We start from the raw sequence: 17,680 nt of genomic DNA, 5'->3' as shown, positions 1-17,680 counted from the left end.
AAAATTATCACTATTTTAAAAGAAATATTTTTAGTAAGCCTAACTGCTTTCGCATCAGCATTAAAATAAATGAACTTGAAATGTACCAAAAGCCCTTTATATCGATAAAATTAGATAATTTTACATCTTCAAAATTTACTCTTCAAAACCGTAATTTCTTTTTAGAGTTCCTTAAAAAATGCATTTAAACAAAATCTCATTATTTAATTATAAAAATTTCTCCGAAGCCAGTTTTGATTTCGACATCAAAATCAATTGTTTCGTAGGCAAAAACGGCATTGGAAAAACCAATGTACTTGATGCAATTTACCATTTGGCTTATGGAAAAAGTTATTTTAATCCGCTTGCTGTTCAAAATATCAAACACGGAGAAGAGTTTTTTGTTATTGATGCCGAACTGGAAAAAAATGAGAGAACAGAGCAAATTGTCTGCAGTTTAAAAAAAGGACAGAAAAAGGTTTTAAAAAGAAACGGAAAAGCCTATGATAAATTTTCAGATCATATTGGGTTTATTCCGCTCGTAATTATTTCGCCTGCTGACCGCGATTTAATTGTTGAAGGAAGTGAAACACGCCGTAAATTTATGGACAGCGTGATTTCGCAGTTAGACTCCTCTTATCTGCACCAGCTTATACAATATCAAAAAGTAATTGTACAGCGAAATGCTCTTTTAAAGTATTTTGCCCTCAATCACACTTTTGATAATGATACCTTATCTATATATAATGAACAGTTAAACGAATTTGGAAAATCGATTTTTGAAAAACGAAAAGATTTTCTGGAACAGTTTATACCTATATTTAATACACATCATCAGGCTATAACTGGTTCTGAAGAATCAGTACAGTTGGTTTACGAAAGTCATTTGTTCGAAAAAGACCTTTTAACACTTTTACAGGAAAACATAAATAAAGACCGAGCGTTACATTATACAACTTCGGGAATTCATAAAGATGATTTGTCTTTTGAAATTGATTCGCATCCTATAAAGAAATTCGGTTCTCAGGGACAGCAAAAATCATTTTTGATTGCTTTAAAGCTGGCTCAATTTGAATTTTTAAAGAAACAAAGCGGTGTAACTCCTATTTTATTGTTTGATGATATTTTTGACAAACTCGACGAAACCCGCGTTGCTAAAATTGTCGAAATGGTAAACGGTGAAACTTTTGGACAGCTTTTTATTTCTGATACACATCCTGAAAGAACCGAAGCGATTGTAAAATCAACGCATCAAACTTACAAGATATTTAATTTGTGATTTTTGTAAGCCACAGATTTCACAGATTCTCACAGATTAACATTAGCAAATAAAAATCCTTTTAATCTTTTTAATCTGTGGCAAATTGAAACTTTGACAAAGTTGATACAATTTGTATCAGGTTTTATTATTAATCCCAAAATGGAAATCCTTAAATTAGCCTGAACAAAAATTAAAAACAACTGCAATTAATATATAAAGGAATATGCTAACGAAAGAATCATTGCAATTTTTAGACGATTTAAAAAAGAACAATAACCGCGAATGGTTTCAGGAGAATAAAAAACGTTACGAAATCTTTAAAAAAGATTATCACCAACTGGTAAGTGATTTTCTGGATGCGATGAAACCACTTGATCCTTCATTGGAATCACTTGAAATTAAAGATTGTACCTTTAGAATTAATCGTGATATTCGATTCTCAAAAGACAAATCTCCATACAAAGCACATTTGGGCGTTTGGCTTTCTGCAGGAGCAAAAGGCGCAAATCGTTCCGGTTATTATGTACATATTGAAAAAGGGGCGAGTTTTATTGCCGGCGGATTTTATTCGCCTGATGCGGATGATTTGAAAAAAGTCCGCAAAGAAATTGCTTTTTTCTATGATGATTTACAGGAAATTTTAAATGACAAAAACTTCAAAAAAGAATTTAAAAACTTAGACATAAACGAAAATAATTCACTTAAAAGCATGCCTCGTGGTTACGAAAAAGACCATCCGGCAATTGAGTTTTTAAAATTGAAAAGCTTTACTGCAACTCAACCCTATGATATTGCCGAAGTAACTCAAAAAGACTTCGTTTCTAAAATGACCAAAAAACTTATTACTTTAAAACCTCTGAACGAATTCATAAATCGTGCTTTAGAAACTGAAGAATTTTAGTTTTATTTGCCACAGATTACACAGATTAATTTTTCGCGGGAACAAAAATCCTTTTAATCTTTTTAATCTGTGGCAAAAACAATAACTGAATGAAAAGAAAAATACTTTTTCTGGGAGAATCTTATCGTGCCGATGCCATAACCTGGATGAAAGGCCTGAAAGAATTTGGCGATTTTGAAATCATCACCTGGGAACTTCAAACTTCCAACAATTACAGATTCAAACGTATTTTAGAATATCTTCTTTCTCCTCTTTCTATTCGAAAAATAATCAAGAAAGAAAAACCGGATATGGTTATTGCCGAAAGAACGACCAGTTACGGATTTCTAGCCGCTTTATCCGGATCAAAAACAATTGCAATTGCTCAGCAGGGCCGAACAGACTTATGGCCGGAAGATTCTGCTTTATATCCTTTTAAAAAATTCATTCAGAAATATGCTTTCAAAAAAGCACATTTAATTCATGCCTGGGGTCCGGTTATGACAATTCACATGAAAGAAATTGGTGTGGATATGAATAAAGTATTGGTTCTTCCAAAAGGAATTGACTTGTCGCTTTTTACTCCAGTTGTAAATAATTCCAATAAAATTGAAGCGATTGTAACGCGTTCACTTCAACCAGAATATCGACATGATTCTATTTTAAAAGCTTTTGGCATTTTACACCAAAAAGGAATTGACTTCTCATTAACAATTGTGGGCGACGGAACTCGTTTACAGTTTTTAAAAGATTTAACCAAAGAATTGCAAATTGAAAATAAAGTGATTTTTACCGGAAGAATTCCAAATACCGAACTTCCAAAATTACTGCAGCAATCTAACATTTACATTAGCATGCCCATTACGGAAGGTGTTTCTGCTTCTTTATTTGAAGCCATGGCATCTAATTGTTTTCCTGTAGTTTCTGATATCCCCGGAAATCAAAGCTGGATTACGCATCGCGAAAACGGACAATTAATAGAAATTGACAATATTAAAATGCTTGCAGAAGAATTAATCTGGTCTTTTGAAAATCCGGAATTACGAAATGAAGCCATTATTCGAAATAGAAAATTCGTAGAAGAAAATGCTAATTATGATATTAACATGAAGGTTATTTCGGAGAAATATCATGGGCTGTTGAACTCGCGAAACAATTAAAAATATTTAGCTTTATTATTCTGGATCAACCAAAGAAACTTTTTTATTATCTTCCAAAATTCCGCTACTCGGAATCAATCGAATTGTTTCTCCATCTTTATGAATGTAAAAAACACCTAAATCTTTAACAATATCTTCTTTACTTAAGTTTTTCATCTTGCAAGTTAATCCAACAAAATGAGCATCTTTTACAATTAAATGTATATGATTATTATCAACTTGCACATATGTTCCAGAAGTAAAAACAAAACAATCATTAAGACATTTTACTGGTACATCACAAAAAAATGTACCATCTGACTTAAATGTCAAACGACAAGCATAATTAGCTTCTTTCTCTTTTGTCAAAGAAAATTCTGTAAGATCTGTATATCCAATTATATCTTTTGTTTTCCATTCTCCTACTAAATCTGTTTGGGAAAAAGAAGATATTGACCAAAATGCATTTAGAATAAGAAAAAACACGAATCCGTTTTTACTAATTGATTTTAACATAATTACACTATTACTTAATTCAAACTTACAAAAAAACAGAACCTAATTAAGAACAAAATATTTAAAGCCTACATTTATTCTAAAGCCTTCAAAAAACTTTGCACGTCTTCGCCGTTAAACCAAAACTTATAATTCATACTTTTGACACAGATTAAAAAGCCTTTTATTTATGGAAATCCAATCCAATTTTTCTTTAAAAAAACACAATACTTTTGGCATTGAAGCCAGCGCTAAACAATTTGTCGCAGTTCGCTCAACTGCTGAATTAAAAACAATTTTAGAAGAAAATAAAAACGAAAAAAAGTTCATTTTAGGAGGCGGCAGTAATATGCTTTTAACCAAAGACATTGACGCACTGGTTATTCATATTGATTTAAAAGGCAAAAAAATAATTAAAGAAGACGACGATTTTGTCTGGGTAGAAAGTCAGGCAGGCGAAGTATGGCATGATTTCGTACTTTGGACAATCGAAAACAACTTTGGCGGATTAGAAAACATGTCTCTTATTCCCGGAAACGTTGGTACAACTCCTGTTCAGAACATTGGCGCTTACGGAACCGAAATTAAAGACACTTTTGTTTCCTGCGAAGCCATAAATATTGCCACTCAGGAAATGAAAACTTTCTCGAATGAAGAATGCAATTTTGGTTATCGCGAAAGTATTTTTAAAAACGAAGTAAAAGATCAATATATTATTACTTCGGTAATTTTTAAACTGAGCAAGCGTAATCATAAAATCAATACTTCTTACGGAGATATTCTGGCAGAACTGGCAAAAAACAACATTACAGAACCAACATTAAAAGATGTCAGCAATGCTGTAATCGCTATCAGACAAAGCAAATTACCAGATCCGAAAGAATTAGGAAACAGCGGTAGTTTCTTCAAAAATCCGATTGTACTAAAATCTGATTTTGAAAAAATTCATCAGAAATTCCCTGAAATGAAGTTTTATGAAGTTTCTGAAACCGAAGTAAAAGTTCCTGCCGGCTGGCTTATTGAACAAGCTGGTTTTAAAGGAAAACGTTTTGGCGATGCCGGAGTTCATAAAAATCAAGCTTTGGTTTTGGTAAATTATGGGAATGCAACGGGACAGGAAATTTTAGCAGTTTCAAAAGAAGTTCAAAAAGCTGTGTTTGAAAAATTCGGAATCAAGATTGAAGCAGAAGTAAATGTGATTTAATTTTTTTGTTTCAAACTCCATTTCATTAATTCTATTATGAAGGATTCAATAACAATAGTAACTATTAATCCAGACGACAAAAAGGCTTTTGAAATTACAGAAGAATTATCAGCCAATTTATTGATGCGTTTTGGCAGCAGTGGAAAAAATTCTTTTACAGATTGGCAGCCTGATAACTCTAAATTTGTTTTTGTCATTGCCGAATTAAACAATGAAATTGTAGGCTGCGGAGCATTTAGACCCGTCGACGAAAATACCGCAGAAGTAAAACGAATGTATTCGAAGCTTCCGCAAAAGAAAATTGGAACCTCTATTTTAACTTTTCTGGAAGAAAAAGCAAAAAACATTGGCTTTACTAATTTAGTTTTGGAAACACGTGTAAAAAATCATGAAGCTGTTCAATTTTACACAAAACATAAATATCAGGTAATTCCAAATTACGGAAAATATATAAACCGCCCCGAAGCGATTTGTTTTGGAAAATCTTTGAAATAAAAACAAACCCATGTATACACCAGATTTATACAAAAACGAAAATCAGGAAGAAATCAAAGCATTTCTAAAAGAAAACAGTTTTGGAATTCTAATCAACCAAACCAACGGAAAATTATGTGCAACACATATTCCTATGGAACTAGCAATAAATGCCGATGGAAAAGAAATACTGGAAGGTCATATTTCAAAATTAAATCCTCAAGCCGAAGGTTTTAGAGAAAATGATCAGGTTTTAGCTGTTTTTTCTGGCGCTCACAGTTATATTTCTTCTTCTTGGTACGATCACGAAAATGTGCCTACATGGAATTATATAGCCGTACATGTTTACGGACGCATTAAGATTGTTGATTATGAAACTTCTGTAGAGCAATTAAAAAAACTCGTTGATAAATACGAAGCAAATTCTGAGAATCCGGTGCGTGTAGAAAATTTATCTTCAAAAACAATGCGTGAAGCCAGAGGAATTTTTGGTCTTGAAATCGAAATTGATGAAATTCAGGCAACAAAAAAGCTTTCACAAAACCGTGACGATCACAATTATAAAAACATAATTTCGGAATTAGAAAAAACAGAAAACCCTCTGTCTATTGCTGTTGCAAAAGAAATGTCAAAATGCCGAAAGTAAATTGGTATTAAACATTGAAAATTAGTAATTCATAACTACATTTGTTCTCTCAAAAATTCAAGTACTAACAGACATTAAACTATATGCTTATAACTTTATTTTACTTCTTTATTGCTGTTGTTTTCATTCAACTTTTCTACTATTTAGGAATTTTTGGAAAGTTTGCCTTTGCTAAACCTCAAGAGATTACACAAAAAAGCATTCCGGTATCTGTAATCGTGTGTGCAAAAAATGAAGAAGAAAATGTAAAGAAATTTGTCCCGTTATTAGCAGAACAAAATTATCCTGACTTTGAAGTTGTTTTAATTGACGACGCATCCAGCGATGAAACTCTTGAAGTTTTTGAAGAATTTGAAAAACAATATCCAAATATCCGTTTAGTTAAAGTTGAAAATAACGAAGCTTTTTGGGGAAATAAAAAATACGCTTTAACCTTAGGAATTAAAGCTGCTAAAAAAGATTACCTTTTATTTACAGATGCTGATTGTTATCCAACTTCTAAAGACTGGATTACCGCCATGACATCTCAATTCAGCACAGAAAAAACAATTGTTCTGGGATACGGAGGTTACGAAAAAAGAGAACGTTCTTTCTTAAATAAAATAATTCGTTTTGAAACCGTTTTAACGGCAGTTCAATATTTTTCGTGGGCAAAATCCGGACTTCCTTATATGGGCGTGGGCCGAAATCTGGCTTATAAAAAAGAAGAGTTTTTTAATGTAAATGGTTTTATTGATCATATACAGGTTCGCTCTGGCGATGATGATTTGTTCATTAATCAAGCGGCAAATAAAGCAAACACTACAATTGCTTATAATCCTGAAAGTTTTACATATTCAAACCCAAAAGAATCTTTTAGAGATTGGTTTACTCAAAAAAGAAGACATATTTCTACAGCAGAATATTATAAGTTTTTTGATAAATTTCAATTAGGACTTTTCTTTTGTTCGCAATTATTTTTCTTTTTATCAGTTATTATTTTACTGGCGTTTCAATTTCAATGGATTGCTGTAGTAGCTATTTTGGCAACAAGATATACAGTGGTTTGGACAGTAATTGGATTTTCTGCCGGAAAATTAAAGGAAAATGATATTAAAATTTGGTTTCCTATTGTAGAGATAGCGCTTATATTAACGCAAATTAATATCTTTATAACTAATATTTTTTCAAAACCGGTATATTGGAAATAAATTCTAAAATAGAAAAAGCAAAAAAAGGTGACCAGGTCGCCTTTACTTTTTTATTAGATTATTTTTGGAATGAAGTCTACAGTTTCATGCTTAAACGTACTGAAAACGAAACCACTGCCGAAGATATTACCATAGAAACCTTCTCTAAGGCTTTTGACAAAATAGCCTCCTACAATCCAGAATTCCAGTTCAATACCTGGCTTATCGCTATTGCAAAAAATGTTTATATTGATTTACTGCGAAAAAAGAAAACCAGTCTTTTTATTGAAATAACTGATACCGAAGACCAGCAGGCATACAACATTGCCGACACTACCCCATCTGCAGAAGATGCTTTAATTAAAGAGCAAAACCTCTCGCGTTTGCTTTTATGCATCAAAGAATTAAAGCCCCATTATCAGGAAGTAATTCAGCTTCGCTACTTTCAAGAGTTATCTTATCAAGAAATTGCTGACAAGATTGATGAACCTTTAAGTAATGTTAAAGTAAAAATACTACGCGCTAAAAAATTATTAGCAGAGATCATCAATCGTAATAGATAATTTATTATCTTTAAGAAAAGAATAAAATATAATCACATTTTTTCTTAAAAAACTTATTTATTCACACACTAAAACAACAACTTCTGCGTTGTTTGCTAAAACCCAATCCTTATCGCGTATGATTTAAAGTTACTTAACCTTAAAATCCAAAAATCATGACTAAATTAAGCATCTATGAAAGCAAGTGGACTGATCTTGTTTTCGAAAACAAAAACAAAGAATACGGAGCGTATCAATTACGTCAGGAAAATTCTAAAACAACTGTAAATGCGTTGTTTATGGCCTTGTTGTTATTAACAGCCTTGGGAAGTGTATCGATGCTGATTAATAAACTTAGTAATGATCGCCCTGTAGAAGCAGAACCTCAAATTTACGAACAACCATTAGTGGTCGTAAAAATCGACGACATTGTAAAACCTAAAATACAAGAGCACGTTGCACCTCCGCAAAAGCAAGAGCCTGCATCACAAGCTCCTGTAACTTCATCTCAGTTAACAAATCCTGTTATTACTCATCCAGATGAAGCGGTTACAGAAATTGCAACTAATAAAGAAAACGCTCCTGTTGTAGATAATACCAACACAGGACCAGGAACAAGTGTTAATACAATACCTTCTTCTGGAGAATCAGGTCCTGGAGAAGTTGAAGCTCCTGCAGTTACTGGACCTTATACCCCTGCTGCATTAGATAAAATGCCTGAGTTTCCGGGTGGTATTAAAAAATTCTACACTTTTGTGGGGAATAATTTCACTAAACCAGAATTGGATGCTGACAGAACTTTACGCGTATATGTTTCATTCGTAATTGAAAAAGACGGTTCAATGACAGATATCGTAGTTAAAAACGATCCAGGATATGGATTAGGAAAAGAAGCTGTTAGAGTTTTAAAATCATTAAAAACAAAATGGGAACCTGGAATGATCGGTGGAAAAGCAGTTAGAACCGCCTACAACCTTCCAATAACAATACAAACACAAGCAGAATAAAAATAAAAAAGCAGAACTTAGGTTCTGCTTTTTTTATGCAAAAAATCCCCCTTTAAAGCAAGTAAAAATATTCTAGCTGAGCTTTAAACAATTCTAATCTCTTCATATTAGCATATAATTTTTATCAGCGATTTTATTTACTTTTACATTACCACAAAAAGAAAATCAAACGATAAAAACAAATAAAATGGGAATATTTTCAGCCCTTATGGGGAATGCAGGAACGGTAAGTCAGGAAGATTTACTTCAAAAATACGGTCAGCTTTTAACGAGCAACGAACAAATTGAAATGGGTTTTAAACTAATTCGTGATACTTTCATTTTTACAAACAAAAGATTAATTCTAGTCGATGTTCAAGGATTAACAGGAAGCAAAACAGAATATAAATCCATTGGCTACAAAAGCATTACTCGTTTTAGTGTAGAAACAGCTGGAACTTTTGATCTTGATGCCGAATTAAAAATCTGGGTTTCGAGCGAATTAAATCCAAGCATTGTAAAACAATTTAATAAATCAGTTAACGTGTATGACGTGCAAAAAGTTTTGGCACATCATGTTTTAGGTTAATTTTAAACATAAAAAAAACGGCAAATTTAAGTTTGCCGTTTTTTTTATGTCCTCAAAACTACTTTTTCTTTGTCGTAGTTTTCTTTGTAGTAGTCGTTGTTTTTTTCGTAGTTGCAGCTTTAGGAACTGAGTTGTCTATTTTTTGCTGTACATACGGTTTATAAACTCCGTCTTTTTCTGCTCTTGCTTTCGCATCATCAGCTCTTTTTTTAGAATCCGGGTGAGAACTCATCATTTGATCGATGAATGAAGCTTCAGATCCTTCACTCATTTTAGCTAAAATTCTAAATGCAGATTCTTCAGCATTTACATTATAACCATTTTTCTTTAAGAAATTATAAGAGTATAAATCTGCTTCTGTTTCTTGTTTACGACTGTGTTTACTATCTATTAAAGCACTGCCTATTTTTCCTAACTGACTATCAGTAACAGCTGAAATTTTTGCTGATTGTGAAGACGCGCCATCAATTAAAGCTTCTTTTTGATAAGCAGCTCGCATAGCATCTCTGGAATCATTGTTAGCAACGTGACCAATTTCATGACCAATTACTGCCAGCAATTCATTATCATCCATAATATCCATTAAACCAGAATAAACACGTACGCTTCCATCTGCTGTTGCAAAAGCATTTACTTCTTTCAGCTTATAGACTTTATAGTTTAATGTAAAACCTTCGCCGGCTGTGTGTTTTCCAAAAACACGGTTTAATCGTAAAGCATAACCATCATTTGGCCCTGCCACTTCATTAGTCGAATCTAATTTGCGTACAGCTTCTTTAGATAGTGCTGCTGCATCGGCGTTGCTTAAGGTAAAACTGGCAACACCTTTTTGAAGTGCTCCTATCGCTTTGTCTCCTAAATTAATCTGCGCATTCATTTTCGTAAAACCAAACGCTGCAAATAAGAGCCCTGCTATTATAATTTTCTTTTTCATATTTTTTATAATTACAATTTGACAACAAATGTAGCATAACAAAATGCTATTTCATTTCACAGAAAGCTTGTTTTTTCAACAAATAAAGATATAAAATTTAAACAAGTTATTTCATCATTATTTATTGGTATCCACAGAATATTTTAAACAAAAAAACCGGCAAGTTCTGTTGAATTTGCCGGTTTGCGTTTATATATAAAAAAATTATTTCTTTTTTGTTGCTGTCTTTTTAGCAGGCGCTGCTTTTGCAGGTGTTTTAGCTTTTACAGGTGCAGTATTGTCAATTTTCTGCTGTACGTAAGCATTATACAAACCATCTTTTGTTGCCTTTTTCTTCGCTGCATCGGCTCTTTTTCCAGAATCCGGATGCGAGCTCATCATTTTGGTCATGAAAGAAGCATCTGCTCCTTCACTTAAATTTTGAAGGATTCTAAAAGCTGATTCTACTGCATTGACATCGTAACCATTTTTTTTCATAAAGTCATAAGAAAATGCATCTGCTTCAGATTCTTGTTTACGGCTGTGTTTACTGTCAATCATAGCGCTTCCTAATTGTCCTAACTGCGACTGAGTAAGAGTTTCCATTTTTCCTGACTGTGATGATGCCGCATCTAACAGCGCTTCTTTTTTATAAGCCGCTTTTATTGCATCTCTTGTATCATGATTAACAACGTGACCAATTTCATGTCCTATAACAGCAAGTAATTGATTATCATCCATAATATCCATTAAACCTGCAAATACGCGAACACTTCCATCGGCACAGGCAAATGCATTAATATCTTTTACCAGATAAACTTTATAGTTTAGAGTAACTCCGTCTGTAGAAGCATGTTTTCCAAATACACGTTCTAAACGAATGGCATAACCATCAGCCGGTCCGGCAACAGGATTATTTGCATCTAATTCTGCGATTGATTGTTTGGCAAGAGCCACAGCATCGGCATCACTAAAAGTAAATCCCGAAACTCCCTTTCCTACAGCTCCCATCGCTTTATCAGAAAGAATTTGCGCATTCATTTTATTAAAACCAAAAACAGCAAGTAAAATTCCTAATACAATAAATCTTTTTTTCATTTTGTATACTATTAAATTAGCAACAAAAATTAGAATTACTAGATTTTTGTATTACCCCAAGAAGTCAAATTTATAATAGAATAAGGTAAAATTGTAGTTTAATTCAAACAGAAGCTGCATCTGTATGCACGAAACGTAAAGGAAAAGCAAATTAACGTCTCCAAATAAACTACATTCATTATCTTTGTATTCAGATTTATGATATATGGAAACAGTCATTGAAAACATACCACCTGCAAAGCCAAAATGGCTGAAGGTAAAATTACCTATTGGACAAAAATATACTGAACTGCGAGGTTTAGTCGATAAATATAGTTTAAATACAATCTGCACTTCTGGAAGCTGCCCAAATATGGGAGAATGCTGGGGCGAAGGAACAGCAACTTTTATGATTTTAGGAAACGTTTGTACTCGTTCATGCGGTTTTTGCGGTGTTAAAACCGGAAGACCTGAAACGGTAGATTGGGACGAACCTGAAAAAGTGGCCCGTTCTATTAAAATCATGAACATTAAACACGCAGTTATTACAAGTGTTGACAGAGATGACTTAAAAGACGGGGGTTCTATTATTTGGATGGAAACTGTAAAAGCCATCCGCAGAATGAACCCAAATACTACTCTTGAAACTTTAATTCCGGATTTTCAGGGAATTGAAAGAAACATTGACCGAATTGTGGAAGCAAATCCTGAGGTAGTTTCTCATAATATGGAAACAGTACGTCGTTTAACGCGTGAAGTACGTATTCAGGCAAAATATGACCGTAGTTTAGAAGTTTTACGCTATTTGAAAGAAAAAGGAATAAACAGAACTAAATCTGGAATTATGCTGGGACTTGGAGAAACTGAAGAAGAAGTTTACCAGACAATGAGAGATTTGCGCGATGCAAATGTAGATGTAGTTACTATTGGACAATATTTACAGCCAACGAAAAAACATTTGCCTGTAAAAGAATTTATAACTCCTGAATTATTTGCCAAATATGAAAAATACGGTATTGAGTTAGGTTTCCGTCACGTCGAAAGCGGCCCGCTTGTACGTTCTTCATATAAAGCACAAAAGCATATTTTATAAAAAGTTTATCGTTTAATTGTACAACCGGTTAAACGATTAAACGGTTAAACAAATAAACAAGAATTGAAAACAAGAATTGCTATTAATGGTTTTGGAAGAATTGGAAGAAATTTATTCCGTCTCCTTATAAATCATCCTGAAATTGAAGTTGTTGCAATTAATGATATTGCAGATAATAAAACAATGTCGCATTTAATAAAATACGACAGTATTCACGGAGTGCTTCCTTTTAATGTAAGTTTTGACGAAAAGGGAATTATAGTAAACGAAAAACATTATTTGTTTTTTCATGAAAAAAGTATTTCAAATCTGGACTGGAAAAACCATTCGATAGATTTTGTAATCGAATCGACCGGAAAATACAAAACACACGAAGAACTAAACGCCCACATAGAAGCCGGAGCAAAAAAAGTAATACTTTCTGCCCCATCAGAAGTTGACACGATTAAAACGGTTGTTCTGGGTGTAAACGAAAACATATTAGATGGAACAGAAAATATTGTTTCTAATGCTAGCTGTACTACAAACAACGCCGCACCGATGATAAAAATCATTGAAGAATTATGCGGAATCGAACAGGCGTACATTACCACAATACATTCTTTTACGACAGACCAAAGTCTTCACGACCAGCCACATAAGGATTTGCGCCGTGCCAGAGGTGCCAGTCAGTCGATTGTTCCAACAACAACAGGTGCAGCTAAGGCATTAACAAAAATTTTTCCTAAATTGCACGAAAAAATCGGAGGATGCGGCATTCGTGTACCAGTTCCCGATGGTTCATTGACAGACATCACGTTCAATGTTAAACGTGCTGTTACTATTGAAGAAATTAACATTGCATTTCAAAAAGCCTCAAAAACAAATTTAAAAGGAATATTAGATTACACAGAAGATCCTATCGTCTCTGTTGATGTAATTGGCAATACACATTCGTGTTTGTTTGACGCACAGCTAACCTCTGTTATAGACAAAATGGTAAAAGTTGTGGGTTGGTACGATAACGAAATTGGCTATTCATCGCGCTTAATCGATTTGATTTTACTGATAAGAAAAACATAAGATTCATTGTAAAAGCGCAGGCATACATGAAGTACTATCTTTTAATTGTTGTTTGTTTTTTAAATCCATTTTTGTATTCTCAAACCAAACAGAATACAGACAGCATTTCCTATTATAACAAACTGGCAAACAAAAAACTGAATAGTCAAGAATACAATGAAGCTGTTCTTTTAACTAAAAAATCTATCGATTTTTGCGAGACCAATCACATTCCAGAGGATTTGGCAAACCAGACTTTTAAGCTTGGTAAAATTTATTACAATCAGCGGAAATACGACGAAGCATTAAAAAACTTCCATAAAAGCGTGGCTTCCTTTGATAGTGTAAAACCTACTTGTACCAAAATTTTAGCTTTACATTATATTGGCGTAGCAAATACTGCAAAAGGCGATTACAAAACGGCCGATGTTTATTATGCAAAAGCACAAAAACTTTTAAAACAACTTGGCGTAGTCGACAGCTCAGAAGTTTTAAATTTCCAAAAAGCAATGGCTTTTAAATCAAACCAAAACTACCCGCTTGCTGCCAAGACTTTTCAAAAAATCATAAAAACAGCCGATAACCCATCTGTTGTAAAAACAAAAATCAAATCGTATTATCAGCTTGGATTAATTGAAGCTCATTTAAAAAGGAACGATTCTGCTATAATTTATTTCGACAAAGCCCTGGATTACAATGAAAAAACAAACGATCTGGCTCAAAAATCAAAAATTGTTTTAGCAATAAGCAAATACTACAAACAAAACAAAAATTATGACCTTGCCTACTCTTATTTAGATGAGCATTATCAGTTAGAAAATTATATTTTAAAACTAAAAAATGCCAAAATCGATTTTAATGAATTTCAGAAATTCAAAAAAAATCAAACTTTAAATAATACTATAAAAAGAGAAAGCGAAGAAAAAATCCAGCTTAAAACCTATCGTTATTCTAAATTAGTAAGTATTCTGGCCATTGCTTTAATTTCTATTTTATCGCTGTTGAGTCTGGCTTTGTACAAAAACAATATTATTCGTAATCAGAACAATCTTCTTTTAAGAGAAAAAAACAAAGAGCTTATTTTGGCTAAAAACAAAGCCGAAAAAGCATCAAAAGCAAGATCCGAATTTTTATCTACTGTGAGCCATGAGCTCCGGACTCCGCTAAATGCAATTAACGGAATCACACACTTACTTCTCGAAGACAATCCTAAAAAAGCGCAGCTAAAATACTTAGAATCGCTCAAATTCTCCGGAAATTACTTAACTACTTTTATCAACGAAATTCTGGAGATTAATAAAATAGACTCTACAAAAGTCGAGGTCGAAAACATCAGTTTCAATTTAAAAGAATTACTTGTCAATATTCAAAGCTCGCTTAAAGAATTAGCAGCTGCGAATAAAAATTATTTCAACCTTGAAGTCGACAAACAAATTCCCGACAATTTAATTGGCGATCCCACAAAATTATCCCAGATCATATTAAACCTAATTAACAACGCCCTTAAGTTTACCCAAAACGGACATGTAAATGTTATTGCTAAATTATTTGCAGAAGAAGATGAAAATGCAACCGTTTATTTTGAAATAGTCGATACAGGAATTGGTATTCCGGAAGATAAATTACAAACCGTATTTGAAAGTTTTTCGCAAGGATCTATTGAAGTAAACAGAAAATACGGCGGAACTGGCTTAGGGCTTACGATTGTTAAAAAGTTAATTGAACTTTTGGGAGGCGAAATCAAACTAAAAAGTGAAGTTGGAAAAGGATCAACTTTTACTTTCAAATTAAATTTTAAAATTAATAACGAACCTTTGGAAGCAGTTACAGAAGAAAAACCATATAACGACAAACAATTAAAACATAAATCTATTTTGTTGATTGAAGACAATAAAATCAACCAAATGATTACCAGAAAAATGCTCGAGAATAAAGCTATTACCTGTGAAATTCTCGACAATGGCGAAGAAGCGGTTGAACTTTTAAAAGTTAAACGCTTTGATATGATTTTAATGGATGTACACTTACCGGGAATTAACGGAACCACCGCAACACAACAAATTAGAGAGTTTGACAAAACAACTCCAATTATTGCTTTAACAGCTATTTCTTTAGACGAAAACCGCGATATGCTTTTATCTTTTGGAATGAATGATGTAATTACAAAACCTTTTGTTCCGGATGAATTTTACAGCACAATTGCTAAGTTTTTTGATTAACAAAAGTTCTGAAAAATGAGATACTAAGATTCTAAATTAGTTTTTACATATTCTAAAATCGAGACGTCAAAATTTTGATGATGATTTATAAAAGTACTTTTTATAGGCAGATAATATAGCTGCGAAACCAATTTGGAATCTTTTAAACGAACATAATCTTTTTCGGTTGTTATTATTTTTCTGCCATTGGCTTTATTTTGAATTAACTCTAAATCTGTTTCAGAAAAATGATGATGATCCGGAAAGGTTAAACATTCGTCGGTTTCATTTTTTAAATAATCAAAAAACGGCTGTGGTTTTGCAATTCCGGCTAAAAGCAGTTTCGATTCTGATTTTATTTCATCTACAGAAATTCTTTCATCTTTACCCAAAATCACAGTATCATAATCTATAAACGAGAAAAAAATCTGTTGTGAACAGCTTAGTTTTAATTTTAACCGAATCTCTGCTTGTTCTTGTTCTGGTAAATGTTTTGGACATTTTGTAACGACAACAATATTGGCTCTTTCGGCTCCGCTTCTACTCTCACGCAAATTTCCGGTTGGCAGCATAAAATCATCAGCATATAAATCACCGTAAGAAGTCAGCAAAATATAAAAACCGGCTCTTACTTTTCGATGCTGAAAAGCATCATCTAATAAAATAACCTGCGGTTTATTTTTTTGCGAAAGCAACTGTGTAATTCCGTTTGTACGATTGGCATCAACTGCAACCTGTACATTTGGAAATTTTTGAAAAAACTGAAAAGGTTCATCTCCTAAAATTTCGGCATTGGCATTTTCATCGGCCAAAACAAAACCTTCTGATTTTCTTTTATAACCGCGGCTTAATGTCGCTATTTTATATTTATCAGATAATAAACGAATTAAATATTCTATTTGAGGTGTTTTTCCCGTTCCGCCTACACTTAGATTTCCAACTGCAATTACAGGAACGTTAAATGAAGTCGATTTAAGAATTCCTTTATCGAAAAGAATATTACGAATACTGGTTATAAATCCGTATAAAACGGCAAAGGGGAAAAGTATTTTTCGAAGTAAGTTCATTATTTTAATTTATTCAAAACGTTAGACTGTATTAGAGATTTCATTTGATTAATTCCAATTTCATTTAATTGCATCAATCTTTCATTTTGACTTATTCCTTGTTGTATAAGCATCGCATTTTATACTTTCAAGATTCGACAACACTACCAATTGCTCTATTGATGCTATATCTCTAATATTTCCTTTTTCATCTGGATTTTCATCTCTCCACTCTTTTGCTGTTTTACCAAACATTGCAACATTTAAAATATCTGCTTCATCTGCATAAATAAAATTCTTTTGTTTGTTACTAATGGTTAGGGGAATTAATTTTTCCTTAATAGCATCTGTATGAATTTTATAATTAATTTTTGAAATAGTTCTTTGTAAATTCCATTCCAATTTTTTAATACTACTTTCCTCTTCTTTTAATCGCTGAAACTCTTTTATCAGATAAAATTTAAATTCAGCGCTTAACCAAGTTGCAAATTCAAAAGCAATATCTTTATGAGCGAATGTTCCGCCGTATCTTCCCGTTTTCGAAACAATTCCAATAGCATTTGTAGCTTCAATCCATCTTTTAGGAGTTAAAGAAAAACTATTGGAACCTGCCATATTTTTAATTCCATCGAATTCGATGGAATTAAAATTGGGATTATTAAATTTTTCCCACAATCCAATAAACTCAATTGTACTGCGATTTCTCATCCAGTTTTGCAGGATATAATCACTGCGTTCATTATCACGATGTCTGGCAATATCGGTAAGTGACATAAAATCATCTTTATCATTTTCATATACAACAACATCAATTCCCTGAACAGTTATTTTTTTATTCTTCGCCATGCAATAATTTCAACATTAAATCCATTTCAACTTCATTTTACGAAAGTATAATTTTTTTCGTTAATTTGTTTTTAGGTTTCGTATTCATTAAAAAATCATGAA

General features: G+C 32.7%; 18 protein-coding genes. 13 read left to right on the top strand and 5 right to left on the bottom strand.

All coding sequences use genetic code 11. From position 1 onward, the window contains the following. The first annotated feature begins 178 nt into the window (after positions 1–178). The 3 genes from recF (at position 179) to ABD859_RS20525 (ending at position 3,280) form a co-directional block, all read left to right on the top strand. Positions 179–1,258 (top strand): DNA replication/repair protein RecF, encoded by a 1,080-nt coding sequence (recF, locus tag ABD859_RS20535; protein ID WP_345146546.1) that lies wholly within the window; start codon positions 179–181, stop codon positions 1,256–1,258. 205 nt (positions 1,259–1,463) lie between these two features. Then, positions 1,464–2,141, top strand: coding sequence for a DUF2461 domain-containing protein (locus ABD859_RS20530; protein ID WP_345146545.1), 678 nt, complete (start codon positions 1,464–1,466; stop codon positions 2,139–2,141). 89 nt (positions 2,142–2,230) lie between these two features. Next, the gene (locus ABD859_RS20525; RefSeq protein ID WP_345146544.1) at positions 2,231–3,280 is read left to right on the top strand and encodes a glycosyltransferase; all 1,050 of its coding nucleotides are present in this window, start codon (positions 2,231–2,233) and stop codon (positions 3,278–3,280) included. A gap of 15 nt (positions 3,281–3,295) precedes the next feature. Here ABD859_RS20525 and ABD859_RS20520 read toward each other — a convergent pair whose 3' ends face one another. Then, positions 3,296–3,775 (bottom strand): hypothetical protein, encoded by a 480-nt coding sequence (locus ABD859_RS20520; protein WP_345146543.1) that lies wholly within the window; start codon positions 3,773–3,775, stop codon positions 3,296–3,298. A gap of 169 nt (positions 3,776–3,944) precedes the next feature. On the opposite strand from ABD859_RS20520, the gene murB reads away from it, so the two are divergent. From murB to ABD859_RS20485, 7 genes are all read left to right on the top strand, one after another. Continuing rightward, on the top strand, positions 3,945–4,958 hold the full coding sequence (gene murB, locus ABD859_RS20515) for a UDP-N-acetylmuramate dehydrogenase (protein ID WP_345146542.1): 1,014 nt from the start codon (positions 3,945–3,947) through the stop codon (positions 4,956–4,958). 36 nt (positions 4,959–4,994) lie between these two features. Beyond that, positions 4,995–5,453: a GNAT family N-acetyltransferase gene (locus ABD859_RS20510; RefSeq protein ID WP_345146541.1), complete on the top strand. Its 459-nt coding sequence runs from the start codon at positions 4,995–4,997 to the stop codon at positions 5,451–5,453. Between the two features lie 10 nt (positions 5,454–5,463). Further along, positions 5,464–6,078 carry an FMN-binding negative transcriptional regulator gene (locus ABD859_RS20505; protein WP_345146540.1) on the top strand — a complete coding sequence of 205 codons (615 nt, stop codon included), beginning with the start codon at positions 5,464–5,466 and terminating at the stop codon, positions 6,076–6,078. An 83-nt stretch (positions 6,079–6,161) separates the two neighbouring features. Next, a complete protein-coding gene (locus tag ABD859_RS20500; protein ID WP_345146539.1) occupies positions 6,162–7,268 on the top strand; it encodes a glycosyltransferase in 1,107 nt (368 codons plus the stop codon). After that, positions 7,259–7,810, top strand: a complete 552-nt coding sequence (locus ABD859_RS20495) for an RNA polymerase sigma factor (protein ID WP_345146537.1) — start codon at positions 7,259–7,261, stop codon at positions 7,808–7,810. The genes ABD859_RS20500 and ABD859_RS20495 overlap by 10 nt, the downstream gene beginning before the upstream one ends. Positions 7,811–7,965: 155 nt before the next feature. Further along, a complete protein-coding gene (locus ABD859_RS20490) occupies positions 7,966–8,796 on the top strand; it encodes an energy transducer TonB (protein WP_345146535.1) in 831 nt (276 codons plus the stop codon). Between the two features lie 187 nt (positions 8,797–8,983). Further along, positions 8,984–9,364 carry a PH domain-containing protein gene (locus ABD859_RS20485; protein ID WP_345146534.1) on the top strand — a complete coding sequence of 127 codons (381 nt, stop codon included), beginning with the start codon at positions 8,984–8,986 and terminating at the stop codon, positions 9,362–9,364. A gap of 58 nt (positions 9,365–9,422) precedes the next feature. Here the strand turns inward: ABD859_RS20485 and ABD859_RS20480 are convergent, their stop codons facing one another. Both ABD859_RS20480 and ABD859_RS20475 read right to left on the bottom strand, forming a co-directional pair. After that, positions 9,423–10,298, bottom strand: coding sequence for a M48 family metalloprotease (locus ABD859_RS20480; RefSeq protein ID WP_345146532.1), 876 nt, complete (start codon positions 10,296–10,298; stop codon positions 9,423–9,425). Positions 10,299–10,502: 204 nt separating this feature from the next. Next, positions 10,503–11,375: a M48 family metalloprotease gene (locus tag ABD859_RS20475; protein WP_345146530.1), complete on the bottom strand. Its 873-nt coding sequence runs from the start codon at positions 11,373–11,375 to the stop codon at positions 10,503–10,505. A 205-nt stretch (positions 11,376–11,580) separates the two neighbouring features. Between ABD859_RS20475 and lipA the strand changes: the two genes are divergently transcribed. From lipA to ABD859_RS20460, 3 genes are all read left to right on the top strand, one after another. Further along, positions 11,581–12,447 carry a lipoyl synthase gene (gene lipA, locus ABD859_RS20470; RefSeq protein WP_345146528.1) on the top strand — a complete coding sequence of 289 codons (867 nt, stop codon included), beginning with the start codon at positions 11,581–11,583 and terminating at the stop codon, positions 12,445–12,447. Between the two features lie 63 nt (positions 12,448–12,510). Beyond that, positions 12,511–13,509 carry a type I glyceraldehyde-3-phosphate dehydrogenase gene (gene gap / locus ABD859_RS20465; protein WP_345146527.1) on the top strand — a complete coding sequence of 333 codons (999 nt, stop codon included), beginning with the start codon at positions 12,511–12,513 and terminating at the stop codon, positions 13,507–13,509. 26 nt (positions 13,510–13,535) lie between these two features. Beyond that, positions 13,536–15,707, top strand: coding sequence for a tetratricopeptide repeat-containing hybrid sensor histidine kinase/response regulator (locus tag ABD859_RS20460; RefSeq protein WP_345146525.1), 2,172 nt, complete (start codon positions 13,536–13,538; stop codon positions 15,705–15,707). Positions 15,708–15,730: 23 nt separating this feature from the next. Here ABD859_RS20460 and lpxK read toward each other — a convergent pair whose 3' ends face one another. Together lpxK and ABD859_RS20450 are read right to left on the bottom strand one after the other, a co-directional pair. Then, positions 15,731–16,753, bottom strand: a complete 1,023-nt coding sequence (lpxK, locus tag ABD859_RS20455) for a tetraacyldisaccharide 4'-kinase (protein ID WP_345146523.1) — start codon at positions 16,751–16,753, stop codon at positions 15,731–15,733. Between the two features lie 81 nt (positions 16,754–16,834). Then, positions 16,835–17,578, bottom strand: coding sequence for a KilA-N domain-containing protein (locus ABD859_RS20450; RefSeq protein WP_425554261.1), 744 nt, complete (start codon positions 17,576–17,578; stop codon positions 16,835–16,837). Between the last annotated feature and the right edge of the window lie 102 nt (positions 17,579–17,680).

It is taken from the genome of Flavobacterium ginsengiterrae (assembly GCF_039539785.1).
Taxonomy (GTDB): Bacteria; Bacteroidota; Bacteroidia; order Flavobacteriales; family Flavobacteriaceae; genus Flavobacterium; species Flavobacterium ginsengiterrae.
Note: the sequence above shows the minus strand (reverse complement) of the source record. Positions and strands in the feature narration are given on the sequence as shown.

What these genes read in the sequence shown, in the direction of transcription:
- recF (WP_345146546.1), top strand. Translation starts at nt 179, where the DNA reads ATGCATTTAAACAAAATCTCATTATTTAATTATAAAAATTTCTCCGAA.
- ABD859_RS20530 (WP_345146545.1), top strand. Translation starts at nt 1,464, where the DNA reads ATGCTAACGAAAGAATCATTGCAATTTTTAGACGATTTAAAAAAGAAC.
- ABD859_RS20525 (WP_345146544.1), top strand. Translation starts at nt 2,231, where the DNA reads ATGAAAAGAAAAATACTTTTTCTGGGAGAATCTTATCGTGCCGATGCC.
- ABD859_RS20520 (WP_345146543.1), bottom strand. Translation starts at nt 3,775, where the DNA reads ATGTTAAAATCAATTAGTAAAAACGGATTCGTGTTTTTTCTTATTCTA.
- murB (WP_345146542.1), top strand. Translation starts at nt 3,945, where the DNA reads ATGGAAATCCAATCCAATTTTTCTTTAAAAAAACACAATACTTTTGGC.
- ABD859_RS20510 (WP_345146541.1), top strand. Translation starts at nt 4,995, where the DNA reads ATGAAGGATTCAATAACAATAGTAACTATTAATCCAGACGACAAAAAG.
- ABD859_RS20505 (WP_345146540.1), top strand. Translation starts at nt 5,464, where the DNA reads ATGTATACACCAGATTTATACAAAAACGAAAATCAGGAAGAAATCAAA.
- ABD859_RS20500 (WP_345146539.1), top strand. Translation starts at nt 6,162, where the DNA reads ATGCTTATAACTTTATTTTACTTCTTTATTGCTGTTGTTTTCATTCAA.
- ABD859_RS20490 (WP_345146535.1), top strand. Translation starts at nt 7,966, where the DNA reads ATGACTAAATTAAGCATCTATGAAAGCAAGTGGACTGATCTTGTTTTC.
- ABD859_RS20485 (WP_345146534.1), top strand. Translation starts at nt 8,984, where the DNA reads ATGGGAATATTTTCAGCCCTTATGGGGAATGCAGGAACGGTAAGTCAG.
- ABD859_RS20480 (WP_345146532.1), bottom strand. Translation starts at nt 10,298, where the DNA reads ATGAAAAAGAAAATTATAATAGCAGGGCTCTTATTTGCAGCGTTTGGT.
- ABD859_RS20475 (WP_345146530.1), bottom strand. Translation starts at nt 11,375, where the DNA reads ATGAAAAAAAGATTTATTGTATTAGGAATTTTACTTGCTGTTTTTGGT.
- lipA (WP_345146528.1), top strand. Translation starts at nt 11,581, where the DNA reads ATGGAAACAGTCATTGAAAACATACCACCTGCAAAGCCAAAATGGCTG.
- ABD859_RS20460 (WP_345146525.1), top strand. Translation starts at nt 13,536, where the DNA reads ATGAAGTACTATCTTTTAATTGTTGTTTGTTTTTTAAATCCATTTTTG.
- lpxK (WP_345146523.1), bottom strand. Translation starts at nt 16,753, where the DNA reads ATGAACTTACTTCGAAAAATACTTTTCCCCTTTGCCGTTTTATACGGA.
- ABD859_RS20450 (WP_425554261.1), bottom strand. Translation starts at nt 17,578, where the DNA reads ATGGCGAAGAATAAAAAAATAACTGTTCAGGGAATTGATGTTGTTGTA.